This window comes from Streptomyces sp. NPDC046870, assembly GCF_040704595.1.
GTDB lineage: Bacteria > Actinomycetota > Actinomycetes > Streptomycetales > Streptomycetaceae > Streptomyces > Streptomyces argyrophylli.
Genome location: NZ_JBEYXM010000008.1, coordinates 192,906 through 207,535, shown reverse-complemented (window position 1 = coordinate 207,535; position 14,630 = coordinate 192,906). Strand labels below are relative to the sequence as shown.

General features: G+C 72.4%; 9 protein-coding genes. 5 read left to right on the top strand and 4 right to left on the bottom strand.

Annotated features, from left to right (window positions below):
- Nucleotides 1-318: 318 nt before the first annotated feature.
- The 4 genes from AB0946_RS20105 (at nucleotide 319) to AB0946_RS20090 (ending at nucleotide 3,861) form a co-directional block, all read left to right on the top strand.
- Nucleotides 319-582 carry an MbtH family NRPS accessory protein gene (locus tag AB0946_RS20105; RefSeq protein ID WP_366762077.1) on the top strand — a complete coding sequence of 88 codons (264 nt, stop codon included), beginning with the start codon at nucleotides 319-321 and terminating at the stop codon, nucleotides 580-582.
- The gene (locus tag AB0946_RS20100; protein ID WP_366761967.1) at nucleotides 579-1,895 is read left to right on the top strand and encodes a condensation domain-containing protein; all 1,317 of its coding nucleotides are present in this window, start codon (nucleotides 579-581) and stop codon (nucleotides 1,893-1,895) included. Before AB0946_RS20105 ends, AB0946_RS20100 begins: the two co-directional genes overlap by 4 nt.
- Nucleotides 1,896-2,147: 252 nt before the next feature.
- A complete protein-coding gene (locus tag AB0946_RS20095; protein WP_366761966.1) occupies nucleotides 2,148-3,557 on the top strand; it encodes a condensation domain-containing protein in 1,410 nt (469 codons plus the stop codon).
- Nucleotides 3,558-3,606: 49 nt separating this feature from the next.
- Nucleotides 3,607-3,861 (top strand): acyl carrier protein, encoded by a 255-nt coding sequence (locus tag AB0946_RS20090; protein ID WP_366761965.1) that lies wholly within the window; start codon nucleotides 3,607-3,609, stop codon nucleotides 3,859-3,861.
- A 275-nt stretch (nucleotides 3,862-4,136) separates the two neighbouring features.
- Here the strand turns inward: AB0946_RS20090 and AB0946_RS20085 are convergent, their stop codons facing one another.
- The 4 genes from AB0946_RS20085 to AB0946_RS20070 form a co-directional block, all read right to left on the bottom strand.
- Nucleotides 4,137-6,893: a SpoIIE family protein phosphatase gene (locus AB0946_RS20085; RefSeq protein ID WP_366761964.1), complete on the bottom strand. Its 2,757-nt coding sequence runs from the start codon at nucleotides 6,891-6,893 to the stop codon at nucleotides 4,137-4,139.
- 972 nt (nucleotides 6,894-7,865) lie between these two features.
- Nucleotides 7,866-8,315: a nucleotide exchange factor GrpE gene (gene grpE, locus AB0946_RS20080; protein ID WP_366761963.1), complete on the bottom strand. Its 450-nt coding sequence runs from the start codon at nucleotides 8,313-8,315 to the stop codon at nucleotides 7,866-7,868.
- Nucleotides 8,316-8,317: 2 nt separating this feature from the next.
- Nucleotides 8,318-10,213: a molecular chaperone DnaK gene (gene dnaK, locus AB0946_RS20075; RefSeq protein WP_366761962.1), complete on the bottom strand. Its 1,896-nt coding sequence runs from the start codon at nucleotides 10,211-10,213 to the stop codon at nucleotides 8,318-8,320.
- Nucleotides 10,214-10,246: 33 nt separating this feature from the next.
- A complete protein-coding gene (locus AB0946_RS20070) occupies nucleotides 10,247-10,618 on the bottom strand; it encodes a J domain-containing protein (RefSeq protein WP_366761961.1) in 372 nt (123 codons plus the stop codon).
- A 725-nt stretch (nucleotides 10,619-11,343) separates the two neighbouring features.
- Here AB0946_RS20070 and AB0946_RS20065 point away from each other — a divergent pair.
- A complete protein-coding gene (locus tag AB0946_RS20065) occupies nucleotides 11,344-14,613 on the top strand; it encodes a GH92 family glycosyl hydrolase (RefSeq protein ID WP_366761960.1) in 3,270 nt (1,089 codons plus the stop codon).
- Nucleotides 14,614-14,630: the final 17 nt, after the last annotated feature.

Sequence of the window (14,630 nt, the reverse complement as noted above, 5' to 3'; positions counted from 1 at the left end):
TGGGAAGTCTGGTCAGGCGCCCGCGCATTCCCGCATCATCTCGGCGACCGGCACACAAGCCCGGCGGACCACAGAGGTGAATCGATGCACGAATCGACAGACGAAACGATGGACGAATCGATGGAAGACGCGTACGAGGAATCGATCAGGAAGAAGATCAGGGGAATCGTCTACGAGATGGCCCCCGAATCACCGGGCAGCGATCTGCCGGACCCCGAACTCATCGATCAACTCGCTTACCATTCCCTGGCTCTTCTGGAGATGGCGTTCGCCCTGGAGGACGAGTTCGACCTCCCGCCCATCGACCAGGAGAGCGCGATGACGATCCGGCGGGTGAGCGACGTCGAGGAGTATGTGCTCGCCCAGCTCCAAGGCGGCTCCTTCCTGACCGTGGTCAACCACGAAGGACGGTATTCCGTATGGCCGCGGAACAGGGAACTGCCCGCCGGCTGGCGGCAGGAGGGCCCGGTCGGCACCGAGGAGGAGTGCCTCGCGCGCATCGAGCGGATCTGGACCGACCTGCGGCCGGCCACCGTCCGGCGCAGGCTGTCCACGGCTGCCGGGACGGAGGACGCGGGATGAGCGGCGACGACGTCCTGGACGCCTCGGTAGGCCAACGGCTGCTGGGCCTGTGGGAGCACTACCGGGGTGCCGACACTCCCCTGAACGTGCCGGTCTTCTACCGCCTGCGCGGCCCGCTGGACACCGGTGCCCTGCAGGCGGCGCTCGACGGGCTCGTCGTACGCCACGAGGCCCTGCGCACCCACTACCAGATCTCCCGCCGCCGGCTCACCCGGCGCCCCGTCCCGCCCGCGCCGGTACGGCTGGAGCGCCGCCCGGCCCCCGAGGAGCCCGGGCTCCTCGACACGGAGCTGCGTGAACATGCCCGTACCCGGCTCGACCTGTCCGTCTCTCCGCTGGCGGCGACCCTGTGGCAGCGCGCGGACGACGACGCCCTGCTGCTCCTCAACATCCATCACCTCTCCACCGACGGCTGGTCCGGCGGCGTACTCTCGCGTGAACTCGGCGAGTTGTACCAGCCCGGGGGAGGAGCGGCGCCCGTACCGGAGCCGACCGCCTGGCAGTACTCGGACTTCTGCGCCTGGCAGGAAAAACGGCTCTCAGGTGAACGGCTCGCCCACCACCAGGCGTTCTGGCGCGAGCGACTGGCGGGCACCCCGGCACCCACGCTGCCCGGCGCCCCCGCCCACCGCACGGCCACCGGCCAGCTGCCGGGGACCGCCCACTTCCGGCTCGACAAGGACGCCGCGGCCGGGCTCGACGCGCTGTGCCGCAGCCGTCGCGTCACCCTCTTCACGGCCGCGCTCGCGGTCTTCGCCGCCGTCCTGCACACCCAGACCGGAGACCGCGACTTCGGCTTCGCCTCGATGTTCGCCAACCGGGCCCGCCCCGAACTGGCCGGCACCGTCGGCTTCCTGGCCAACCTCCTGGTGCTGCGGCTGCGGATGTCCGAGCGGCCCGCCTTCGACGAGATCCTCGACGCCGCCCAGGACATGGTCTTCGACGCGCTCATGCACCAGGAGGTGCCGTACCACCTGGTGCCGCAGAACGCCGGTGAGCGGGCCGCCGGCCTGGAGAACATCCTGTTCCAGGTCGCCGCCGGGCCGGAGTACCAATTGGCGCTGGAGGGGCTGGAGGTGACGCAGGTGCCGCCGCCGGGGGGCATCGGCAGCCGGTTCGACCTGGAGTTCGCGCTCATGCCCGGGACGGCGGACGTCGACGGGGTGGTCTGGTTCGACCGGCGCCGGTTCTCCACGGAGTGGGTCGAAAAACTCGTACGCGACTACACCGCGATGGTGCGCGGAGTAACCGCCGATCCGTCCCGCCCGGTCACGGAACACCTTGCCGTCCAACCGCGCACCACACACGGATGAACACCCCTCCCTGGTGTGCAACTTGCACACTGGTTCACCACCGGAGCCGAAGCTAGATTCGTCGTCGCCCACCCGGAATCGGCGCACAGGGGAGGTGTACGACATGGACATCAACTCCGCGATCAACTCCATCAACTCCTGAATCTCCCGCTACTGACTCAGGAACAGAGCAGGAGCAGGAAACGCAATAAATCCACTGGGTGCGGACCGATGCGATCCGCACCCAGTGGCCGTTCAGAAAGGGAATGCGAAATGTCGCGGACTCCTTTTCTCCCGCTGACGTACGGCCAGTTGTCGGTGTGGAGGTCGATCGAACATCTCACCGAGGACCGGCAGCACAACGCCAACCTGCTCTGGAGCTGGGGACTTCCGGACGGGCACACCACCGAGGAGGTGAACCGCGCCCTCTCCCGACTGGTCGAACGCCACGCCTCGTTGCGCACCTGCTACGTGCGCTCGGGCCCCCGGGGAATCGAGCAGGTGGTCCGCCCGGCCACCGGCGTCACGGCGGAGCAGGCGGAACTCCCCGACGGAGCCGACGCCGCCGGGGGCGCCGATGGAGCTGGTGGCGCCGACGCGGTGAGCGGGTCCGACACCGAGAGCGCCTGGCTCGACGAACTAGGCGCACGCCTCTCCGGCCGCCGCTTCGACATCGGCCGTGACGCGCCCTGGCGTCCCCTGATCGTCACCCGGCACAGCCGACCGGTCCGCCTCCTCCTCTGCATCCATCACCTCGCCGCCGACGGCGCCGCCATCGATCTGCTGCGCACCGAACTGGACTCCCTGCTCGCGGGCAAGGACCTGGGCGAACCCGCCCCCGACTGCGCCGGCCTGGCCCGTGAACAGCGCTCGGACCTGTGGGCCGCCCGCACCGCCTCGGCCGTGGCCCACTGGCGACGCGCCGCCGACGCAGCGCCCCCCGCACTGCCGGAGAGCCGGACCCCGGCCCCCCTGCGCTGGGGCACCCTGCGCTCCCGCCCCGCCGCCCACGCCGTCCGCGCCCTCGCCACCACCGCCCGCGTCTCGGAACATACCGCGGTACTCACGGTCTTTCTCCGGACGCTCGCCGAGACGACCGGGGAACGCCGCATCCTGCTCGGTCTCATCGCGGGCAACCGGGTGGACGGGCGCAGCCGACGCCTCGTCAGCTCGCTGGACCAACTGACACCGCTGCTCGTCGAACTCGACCCGGACGAGACCTTCAGCGACTGCGCCCAACGCCTGCACTGGGAGTCGATCAGGGCCTACCGCAACGCGGCATTCGACGTGGATGCCCTGGACGGGATCCGCCGCGCGTACGGCTACGACGCGACGGGCCGCGGCTTCCGCTACTTCTTCAACTACATGGAGGACATGGGGGCCGGCGGGGAGAAGGAAGAGGCGAAGGAAGAGGCGACGGCCCTCCAGGCCCCCCCGGACGACTGGTCGATCACGACCGGCGCCGAGGGCCGCGACAACGGCTTCCCTTTCTACTTCCGGGTCGGCCGCTCCCAGGAACTGTGGTGCACCCTGCGGGACTCGACCGGGACGGGCGACGAGACGGGAGAAGGAGACCCGCGCGAGCCGCTCGTGGAGCGGACGCGTGCCTTCCTGACCTCCTTTCACACCAACCTGCTGGACCTGGTCTCCCGTCACGCCGACGGGGGCGGGCCGGCCTGGTGATGACCTTCGACGAAGTCACGCGGCACCGGCCAACTCTTAAGGAGCTCCCATGACACCGAGGGACGAACGCCTCGACGACCTGCTGCGAGCCGTGCTGCCCGCCGGTCTCCCCGAGGGCCCGCTCGATCCGGACCTCGATCTGCTCAACGCGGGCCTCACTTCGATGGCCATCATGGAACTGCTGGTCAGGATCGAGGACACCTACGGACAACCGATGCCGGACCACCTGCTGCGCCCGGGCACCTTCGCCACCCCCGCCACCGTCTGGGAGGCAGTACTCACGTCGGGAGCCGCGCCCGGGTGACGAACGGCGTGCTGCGCAGCCTGATCCGCAGGTAATCGGCACAGCCGTCCAGGGCCGTGTCCCCGGTGCCGGGGGCACGGCCCTCGCCGTGCCCTGGCCGCTGTGGCGGGGCTGCACCCGTGCCGCACCCTCTCGCGTCCTCGTGCGCCTCGTCAGGGGGCGGGGCGGGCGGTGACACGGCCGGCCGGCGTGCGTGTCGGCGTGTACGGGCCGGTGGGCCGGCCCCAGGCGGGTCGCGCCGCCTGCGGGGCCCCGGCCCGGGGCGGGCTGAACCGTCAGTCCTCGAGGTCCCCGAGGTCTCCCAGGTCCCCGAGGTCCTCGAAATCTTCGAGGTGCGCGAAGTCCCCGAACAGCCGGGTGGGATCCGGCGCCGCCAGCTCCGCCCAGATCACCTTGCCCTGGGGTGTGTAGCGGGTGCCCCAGCGCTCGGCGAGCTGCGAGACCAGGAACAGGCCCCGGCCGCCCTCGTCGGTCGTCGCCGCGTACCGCAGATGCGGTGAGGTGCTGCTGCCGTCGGCCACCTCGCAGATCAGCGTGCGGTCGTGGATGAGTCGTACATGGATCGGGTCGGAGCCGTACCGGATGGCGTTGGTGATCAGCTCGCTCAGCACGAGCTCCGTCCCGAACTCCAGATCGGACAGTCCCCACTCGGCCAGCTTGGCCGAGACCGCCCCGCGCATCCCCGACACGGCGGCCGGGTCGCGCGGCACGTCCCAGTCGGCGACCCGGTCGGCCGGCAGGGCCCGGGTGCGCGCGACGAGCAGGGCGACGTCGTCGCCGGGACGCTCGGGCAGCAGTTGCTCCAGCACCGCCTTGCAGCTCTCCTCCGGCGACCGGCCGGGGTGACCCGCCAGCGCCCGGCGCAGCAGCTCCATGCCCTCGTCCAGGTCACGCCTGCGGTCCTCGATCAGACCGTCGGTGTACAGGACGAGCTGGCTGCCCTCGGCCAGCTCCAGCTCGGCCGTCTGGAACGGCAGGCCGCCCAGGCCCAGCGGAGGCCCGGCCGGCACGTCGGGGTAGGTGACACTGCCGTCGGGATGGACCAGCGCGGGCGCGAGGTGCCCGGCCCGGGCCATCACACAGCGGCGCGTCACCGGGTCGTAGATCGCGTACAGGCAGGTTGCACCGACGATCTCGCCGGACTTCTCCGGGCAGGGCTCGTCCTGGTCGAGGCGGCCGACCAGGTCGTCCACGTGCTGGAGCAGCTCGTCGGGCGGCAGGTCGAGCGTGGAGAAGTTGTGCACCGCGGTCCGCAGCCGGCCCATCGTTGCGGCGGCGTGCAGACCGTGTCCGACCACGTCGCCGACGGCCAGCGCCACCCGGCTGCCCGACAGCGGGATCACGTCGAACCAGTCCCCGCTCACCCCGGACTGCGCCGGCAGATAGCGGTAACCGACCTCGAGGGCGCTCTGCTCGGGCAGGGCCCGGGGCAGCAGACTGCGCTGCAGGGTGACGGCGAGGGCGTGCTCGCGCGTGTACCGGCGGGCGTTGTCGATGCTGACCGCGGCCCGGGTCACCAGCTCCTCCGCCAGGGCCAGCTCCTCCGCGTCGAAGGGCTCCCGCTTGGACCGCCAGAAGTTGGCCATGCCCAGGACGACACCGCGTGCCCGGATGGGGGCGGCGATGAGCGAGTGGATGCCGTAGTCCAGGACCCGCCGGGTCCGCTCGGGGTCCTGCGCCTGCCAGCCCTCGGCCTGCGACAGGTCGGTCACCAGCTCCGCGCGTCCGGCGCCGTAGCCGCGCGCCTGCGGGGTGGAGGGCAGGAAGTCGATCAGCCGGCCCAGCTCGTAGAGAGGGTGGTCGTCCTGGATGCCGCTCACGACGACCCGGCGGATGTCCTGCGCCGTCGGCGCCGGTTCCTCGCCGTGCAGGACGGCGTCGGCCAGGTCGACGGTGACGAAGTCGGCGAACCGGGGGACGGCGACCCGCGCGAGTTCGTCGGCCGTGCGGACCACGTCCAGGGTGCTGCCGATGCACAGCCCCGCGTCGTACAGCAGCTCCAGCCGCTCGCGGGCGGCCTCGGCCCGGCCGGACACCGCCTGGAGCTCGGTGGAGTCGCGGAGCGTCACGACGGTGCCGCGGGGGCCGCCCGCGTACTCCGTGGGCCGCTGGTTGACCGCCAGGAGGCGGCCCTTGGCGAAGTGCACCTCGTCGCTGGCCTCGCGCCCGGAGGCGAGCAGCTCCACCGTCGCCGGGTCGAGTTCCGGAAGCTCCCGCACCGTGCGCCCCTCGGCGTCGGGGGGCAGCTCCAGCAGGCGCCGCGCCTCGTCGTTGGCGAGCAGCAGCCGGCCGTCGGCGCCGATGATGAGGACGCCCTCGCGCACCGAGTGCAGGACCGCGTCGTGGTGCTCGTACATCCGGGTCATCTCGTCCGGGCCCAGGCCGTGGGTCTGCCGCCGCAGCCTGCGGCCGACCAGGGCCGTGCCGCCGGTCGAGACCAGGAGCGCGCCGCCCCCGGCGCCGAGGATGATCGGCAGCTGCCGGTCCAGCTCGCTGGTGACGTGCTTGACCTTCAGCCCGGCGGAGACGAGGGCGACGACCTTGCCGTGGGCGTCGTCCACGGGCACGGTGGCCTGGACCTCGTGGCCCAGTGGGCCCTGGACGCTCTCGGTGTAGACCTTCCCGGCCAGCGACGGCCCTATGGTGCCCACGAACCGCTCGCCGATCCGGTCGGGTAGGGGGTGGGTGTAGCGGATGCCGTGGGTGTCCATGACCACGATGAAGTCCACGCCCGCCGATCTGCGTCCCGCCTCGGTCAGCGGCTGGAGGACACGGGACGGGTCGGGGCTCTGCAGGGCGCGCAGCAGGCCCGGGGCGTGGGCGAAGGTCTGCGCGACGGCTATGGACCGCCGCTTGGCCTCCGTGCTGGTGTCCCGTTTCGACTGCAGTACGAGAGCGACGACGGCGCAGAGCACGAGCAGTACCACCAGCGCCACCTGGAGCAGGAAGACCTGTCCGGCGACGCTGCGTGGGCTCTTGCCGATCACAGTGCGCCATGAGAGGCGCCTGAATCGGACGAGTGCGTCCGACATGCGGCATTTGTAGCACCGCGCTCCGCCGGATGGCTATGGTCCGTCCATGAGATGGACAGGTCCGATCTCCGGCCTGCCGACCGGACTCGGGTCCGTGGGCGACGAATACGGCGCCTCACCCGCGTCTGGCGACACTGGCCGGACGGGGTGCGGGCGGGCCCTGGCTGCGGTGGTCCTGGGGTCTTCGGGGCCGGGTCCGTGGGGGACGGGTGTGGCGGTCCTTCGGCCTGTCAGCGGGGTCGGATGCTGGGGGGTCGGGCGCGGGCGCGTAGGCCGCGAGCCGTTGGCGGGACGGGGTGCGGGCGGGCGGTCCGGGGGGTCTTCTGGACCGGGTCCGTGTGGGACGGGTGTGGCGGTGCTTCGGTCTGTCAGCGGGATCGGAAGCTGGTCGTCGGCGGTCGCGGTCGCCCAGAGGTCACCGACCGGTCGGGCGCCGGCGCGGGCGCGTAGGCCGCGAGCCGTTGGCCGGTGGCGGGCGGGCGCGCCTGGCTGCGGTGGTCCGGGGTCCGTCGGACCGGGGCGGTGGGGGAGGGAGCGTGGCGGTCCTTCGGTCTGTCAGCCGGGCCGGACGCCGGGACGGGCGGTCGCGGTGGCCCAGAGGTCACCCAGAGGTCACGGAGGCCGCCGCGAGGCCGTGCCCCGTTGGCCGGACGGCGTGCGGGCACGCCTGGCCGCGGCGGGTCCGTCTGCCGGCGCTGCGGCGGTCGCGGGGCCGTCGGCCGGTCCGGGCTCGGGCCGGCGGCCACGGCGCCTCGGCCCGCCCGGTCTGCGCGGGAGCGGACGCCGGTCCGTGGGCTGCCGGCCGGGCCGGGTGCGTCCGGCCGGCCGGTTACGGCGGATCCGCCCCCGCCGCCCGACGGCCGCGTCGCCCTCCGCCCCCCGGGACCGCGCCCCGCCTCCCGGTCCCCGGGCGGCCTCCGCTCCCCGGGGCCGCCGCGGTCACCGTTGCTTGTTCAAGGCTCCCGCCCGGCCTCACGGCGGTCCCGTCACCGTCACCCGGGCGGGGCGCAGGAGGCGGTCGCCGATGCGGTAGCCGGGGTGCAGGATCTCCGCGCAGACCAGCCGCCGCGCGCCCGGCGCCGCGTGGTGCGCGATCGCCTCGTGGCACGCCGGGTCGAACGGCTCGCCCTCCTCCCCGAACGTCTGCAGCCCCAGCGAACCCAGCTGATTGCGCAGCGTGTCGGCGATGTCCTTCAGGCCGGGGGTCAGCGGCTCGTGCGCGCACGCCCGGTCCACGGCGTCCACCACCGGCAGGAGAGCCGTCAGCACGTTGGCGACGGCGATCTCCCGCACGGCCATGCGGTCCCGCCGCACCCGCTTGCGGTAATTGTCGTACTCCGCCTTCACCCGCTGGAGATCGGCGGTGCGCTCCCGCAGCAGGCGCTCCGCCTCGTCCGAGCTCCGCGTCCGCGCCCCGTCCATCGTCAGCCCGCCTCCGGCTTGTCGTCGTCGACGATCTCGGCGTCCACCACCTCGTCGTCCCCGCCGGAGCCCGCCGTACCACCGGCACCGGCACCCGCACCGGTCCGGCCGTCCTGGGCCGCCTGCCCGCTCTGCCCGGCCTGCTCGCTGCGCGACCGCTCGTACAGCGCCGTACCGATCTTCTGCGCGGCCTGCGCGGCATGGTCCAGGGCCTGCCGGATCGCCGCCGTGTCCTCCGACTTCAGCTTCTCCTTCAGCTCGGCCAGCGCGGTCTCCGTCTCGGACTTCGCGTCCGCCGGGATCTTGTCGCCGTTCTCCCTGATCAGCTTCTCGGTGGAGTAGACGAGCTGCTCGGCCTGGTTCCGCGTCTCCGCCGCCTCCCGCCGGTTGCGGTCCTCCTCCGCGTGCTGCTCCGCTTCCCGGACCATCCGGTCGATGTCGTCGCGGGGCAGCGCCGAACCGCCGGTGACGGTCATCTTCTGCTCCTTGCCGGTGCCGAGGTCCTTCGCCGAGACGTGCATGATGCCGTTGGCGTCGATGTCGAAGGCCACCTCGACCTGCGGCACCCCGCGCGGGGCGGGCGCGATGCCGCTCAGCTCGAACATGCCGAGCTTCTTGTTGTACGCGGCGATCTCCCGCTCGCCCTGGTAGACCTGCACGGTCACCGACGGCTGGTTGTCCTCGGCCGTCGTGAAGATCTCCGCACGCCGGGTCGGGATCGTCGTGTTCCGCTCGATGAGCTTGGTCATGATGCCGCCCTTGGTCTCGATGCCGAGGGACAGCGGGGTGACGTCGAGGAGCAGGACGTCCTTGACCTCGCCCTTGAGCACACCGGCCTGGAGCGAGGCGCCGACGGCCACCACCTCGTCCGGGTTCACGCCCTTGTGCGGCTCCTTGCCGGTCAGCTCCTTCACCAGCTCGGTCACGGCCGGCATCCGCGTCGAACCGCCCACCAGGACCACGTGGTCGATGTCGGACACCTTGATCCCGGCGTCCTTGATCGCGTTGTGGAACGGCGCCTTGCAGCGCTCCAGCAGATCCGCGGTCAGCTGCTGGAACTGGGCCCGGGTGAGCTTCTCGTCCAGGTGCAGCGGCCCCTCCGCGGACGCGGTGATGTACGGCAGGTTGATCGAGGTCTCACTGGACGACGACAGCTCGATCTTCGCCCGCTCCGCCGCCTCCCGCAGCCGCTGCACGGCCATCTTGTCCTTGCCCAGGTCCACGCCGTAGTTGTTCCTGAACTGCGTGACCAGGTGGTCCACGACCCGCTGGTCCCAGTCGTCGCCGCCGAGACGCGTGTCGCCGTTGGTGGCCTTCACCTCGATCACGCCCTCGCCCATCTCCAGCAGCGACACGTCGAAGGTGCCGCCGCCCAGGTCGAAGACGAGGACCGTCTGGTCGTTCTCCTTGTCCAGCCCGTACGCCAGCGCCGCCGCCGTCGGCTCGTTGATGATCCGCAGGACGTTCAGGCCCGCGATCTCACCGGCCTCCTTGGTCGCCTGACGCTGGGCGTCGTCGAAGTACGCGGGCACGGTGATCACCGCGTCGGTGACGTCCTCGCCGAGGTACGCCTCCGCGTCCCGCTTCAGCTTCTGCAGCACGCGCGCGGAGATCTCCTGCGCGGTGTACCGCTTGCCGTCGACGTCCCCCTGGTCGGGGAACCGCCACGCATGGTCCCCCATGTGCCGCTTGACGGAGCGCGCGGTGCGCTCCACGTTCGTCACGGCCTGCCGCTTGGCGACCTCGCCGACCAGCACCTCGCCGTTCTTGGCGAACGCGACGACCGACGGCGTGGTCCGCGCACCCTCCGTGTTGGTGATGACGGTGGGCTCGCCGCCCTCCAGGACGGAGACCACCGAGTTCGTCGTACCGAGATCGATTCCGACCGGACGCGCCATCTGCGTGCTCCCTCTTCCTCGTCGGCCCGTGCCCTACGGCCGCTCACCGGGTTCCCAGTGCACCGGTCCCGCGCGCAGCGGTGGCCCGGGAGCCGTGCCGCCCGGCACCAGGAGGTACCGGAGGCGGGACAGCGGGCTCGACGCGGCGGCGCCGGACGGGACGTGGTGCCGCCGCCGGGACGACCGCTCGTACGCCCGGTCGTAGGCCGCGCGCCGCACCGGGTCCCGGAGCGTCTCGTAGGCCGTACGCACCTCGTCGAACCGGGCCGCGGCGACCGCGTCCACCCGGGTGTCCGGCCGTAGCTCCCACGCCCTGCGGCGGAAGGCGGAGGTGATCACCTCGGCCGTGGCGGAGGGCGCCACACCGAGCACCGCGTACAGGTCCAGCTCCACTGTGCGGGTCACCTCCCCACCCACCGCGAGCTGCGCGTTCCGAACCGAATTGCCTATCAATCGGGATAAAACTTGAGTGGACTCATGTCAAGGGCGGCCTGCCACCGAAGCCGGGGCCGGCCGCTCCGGCAGCCTCGTCGCCCGAGGAGGCCGAGCGGCTCGCCGGCCTCCTCGGGCGGCGGCCGGCGAGAACAGCCGGGTACCCACTCCGCGGCGCCACGAAGTCCCGTCCGTGCGAATGCCGCCACTCGCCCGGAGGGCGGGGCCGCCGCCGGCCGGGGCCGCACGGTGCACCGGGCGTCACCGACCTGATCGGGGAAGCGGGGCAGGGCGGCGAAGGACTTGCCGCGCCCCGGGCTCGATCGCCGGGGGGCTGGTGCTGCGCCGGGCACGGGAACACGGCCGCGCGCTCTGGGCGGACCCGGTGGCATACGCACCGGGTCCGCGAGCCGGGCAGGCGAGGGGGGTGGGCTGCCTGTCCGGAGGGAAATGACCTGGAACCGCGTGGCTTGTGCGGCGAGATGGCGAGCGACATCGTTGTCAGTCGTCGTGCTCATGACTCTACCGCCTCAACCGACAACGATGTCAACCCACTTGGCTGGTCCGGCCGGGTGATGAGGGCGTACGCCTCCCGGCGCGTACGCGGTCTTCCGTGGTACCGGTGGCGCACGTTACTGTCCCTGCGGCTTGTGCGACCTGTGGTGCGCGACCCGTCCGTTAGGAGGAAGGGCCGCGTCATGCGTTTCAGACCCGTTTCCCTGCTGCTGTCCGCGCTCCTCGCGACCGCCGGCACGGCGACTCCCGCCCTGGCGGCGACCACCGCGCCCCCCGGCCTCGTCAAGGACCCGACCCCGTACGTCGATCCGCTGATCGGCACCAGGAACGGCGGCGACGTCTTCCCCGGCGCCGTCGTGCCGTTCGGCATGCTCTCCTGGAGCCCGGAGAACACGCGCGGCGACGCCACGAGAACCGCCGCGCCGGGCGGCTACCAGTACGACGCCACCCGCATCCGCGGCTTCAGCCTCACCCACATGTCCGGCACCGGCTGCGCCGGCGGCAGCGGGGACATCCCGTTCTTCCCGTACGCCGGCGAGGTCACCTCCTCCCCGGCGAGCGACACCAAGGACGCCGTCTACGCCTCCGACTTCCGCCACACCGACGAGACCGCCGAGCCCGGCCACTACGAGGTCGGTCTGGCCTCCGGCGTCACCGCCGACCTCACCGCCACCGCACGCACCGGCTCGGCCCGCTTCACCTATCCGGCGGGCAAGCCCGCCTCCCTGCTCGTGCGCACCGCCAACTCCGAGGTCGGCTCGGAGGACTCGACGGTCACGATCGACCCGGACACGCGGACCATCTCCGGCTCGGTCACCTCCGGCAACTTCTGCGGCTACCTCGACCCCGAGGGCCAACGCTCCTACTACACCCTCTACTTCACGGCCCGCTTCGACCGCGCCTTCCAGGCCACCGGCACCTGGCACGACGACCGGCTCGACCCCGGGTCCCGCGAGGCGTCCGGCGGCACCGGCGGCTTCTCGCACGGGGGGCGGCCGGTCGCGGGGAAGGGCGCGGGCGGCTACGTCGAGTTCGCGCCCGGCGACGGCCCGGTCAACGTCAAGGTCGGCATCTCCTACGTCAGCCGGGAGGCCGCCGCCGCCAACCTCGCCGCCGAGAACCCGCCCCGCCGGTCCTTCGACGCGGTCCGCGAGGCGGCCCGGCGGGCCTGGCGGGAGCGGCTCGGAGCCATCCGGGTCGGCGGCGGCACGGACGCCGACCGCACCACCTTCTACACCGCCCTCTACCACGCGCTGCTGCACCCCAACGTCATCAGCGACGCCGACGGCAGGTACCGGGGCGCCGACGGCCGCGTGCACACGGTCGACCGCCGCCGGCACGCCCAGTACGGCACCTTCTCCGGCTGGGACGTCTACCGCGACCAGGTCCAGCTGCTGACACTGCTCGACCCGCGGACGGGTTCGGACATCGCGCAGTCCCTGTACGAGCTGGCCCGGCAGAACGGCGGCGTCTGGGACCGCTGGCTGCACGGCGCGAGCGGCACCCATGTCATGAACGGCGACCCCTCGCCGACCGCGCTCGCCGGCATCCGCGCCTTCGGCGGCACCGACTTCGACCTCGACGGAGCCCTGAAGTCCCTCGTGCGGGCGGCCACCGTCCCGACCCCGCAGGACCTGTCCCCGGCCGGCAAGCCCGTGCTGTCGGCGGGCCAGCGCCCCTCCCTCGACAAGTACCTGAAGCTGCACTACATGCCGAGCGTGTCCAACGCCTGGGGCGGGGCCGCCGAGACCCTGGAGATGTCCACCGCGGACTTCGCGATCTCCCAACTCGCCCGCGTGGCGGGGGAGAAGGACACGGCGGACACCTTCGCCCGCCGCGCCCAGTGGTGGCAGAACAACTTCAACGTCGCCGCCGCGCCGGACGGCGGATACATCGCCAACCGCAAGGCCGACGGCAGCTGGGTCACCGGCTTCACCCCGGACACCGGCAACGGCTTCGTCGAGGGAACGGCCGCCCAGTACACCTGGATGGTCCCGCACGACCCGGCGGGCCTCTTCGCCGCGCTGGGCGGCCGGGAGGCCGCGCTCGCCCGGCTGGACGACTTCTTCCACGACGCCGACGGCGGCTGGGCCTTCACCGGCAACGGCGGCACCAAGTCCGAACTGGACAACGAGCCGTCGATCAACGTCCCCTACCTGTACGACTACGCCGGCGCCCCCTACAAGGCGCAGCAGACCGTCCGCGCGGCGATGCGGCAGCTGTGGTCCACCGAGCCCGGCGGCATCCCGGGCAACGACGACCTCGGCGCGATGTCCGCCTGGTACGTCTTCTCGGCCCTCGGCATGTACCCGCAGGTGCCGTCCCGCGCCGAACTGGTCCTCGCCTCGCCGCTGTTCGAGCGGATCGAGATCGACCGGCCGCACGGCAACGACATCTCCGTCCGCGCCACGGGAGCGGCGGCCGACGCGCCGTACATCCGGTCCCTGAAGGTGAACGGCCGCAGCAGCGACCGGCCGTGGCTGCCCGCGTCCTTCGTCCGCGACGGCGGCCGGCTCGACTACACGCTGTCCACCACCCCGGACCGCGACTGGGGCGCCGGCAGCCCGCCGCCGTCCTTCCGGCAGGGCGAGCAGCCGTACCAGATCGGCGTCGGGCCCACCACGGCCACGCTCGCTCCCGGTGACAGCACGAAGATCGGCATCCGTGCGCTGTCGCTGACCGGCGGCACCGGTCCCGAGGTCCGCTTCCAGGTGCGGACCCCGGCCGGGGTGACGGCCACGCCCGCCGAGGGCAAGGTCACCGACGGCGCCCAGGAGATCACGCTCACGGCGGCCCGGGACGCCGGGCAGGGCTTCGCCGACGTCCGGGTCACGGTGACCTCGGGCGACTCCTCCTACGAGCAGCCGGTGGCGCTCACCGTGGCGGCCCCGGGCACCCTGCTCGCCGCCTACAACAGCACCGGCGTCTCCGACGACGACGGCGACCACGACGAGGCCGACTACGACGGCGGCGGCTGGAGCTACTCCCGGCAGGCGCTCGCCGCGGCGGGCCTCACCCCGGGCAAGCAGGCCACGGTCGGCGGTCTCGCGTTCACCTGGCCCGCCTCACCCGCCGGCCGCCCCGACAACGCCTCGGCGTCCGGCCAGACCATCCTGCTGGACAGCCCGGCGGGCGCCCTGTCCTTCATCGGCAGCGCCGTCAACGGCAACCAGCAGACCAAGGCGTCCGTCACCTACACCGACGGCACCACCGGCACCGTCGACCTGTCCTTCACCGACTGGACCGTGGGCGGCGGTGGCGGCTCCGTCCAGTACGGCAACGAGGTCGTCGCGAAGACCGCGTACCGCAACGTCGCCGGCGCGGACAAGGACCCGGTGGCGACGTACGTCTTCGCCACCAAGCCGTACCAGGCCCCGGCCGGCAAGCAGATCAAGAGCGTCACGCTCCCGGCCAACACGGATCTGCACGTCTTCACCCTCGCCACGGGCTGAGCGCACGGTCCGAGCGC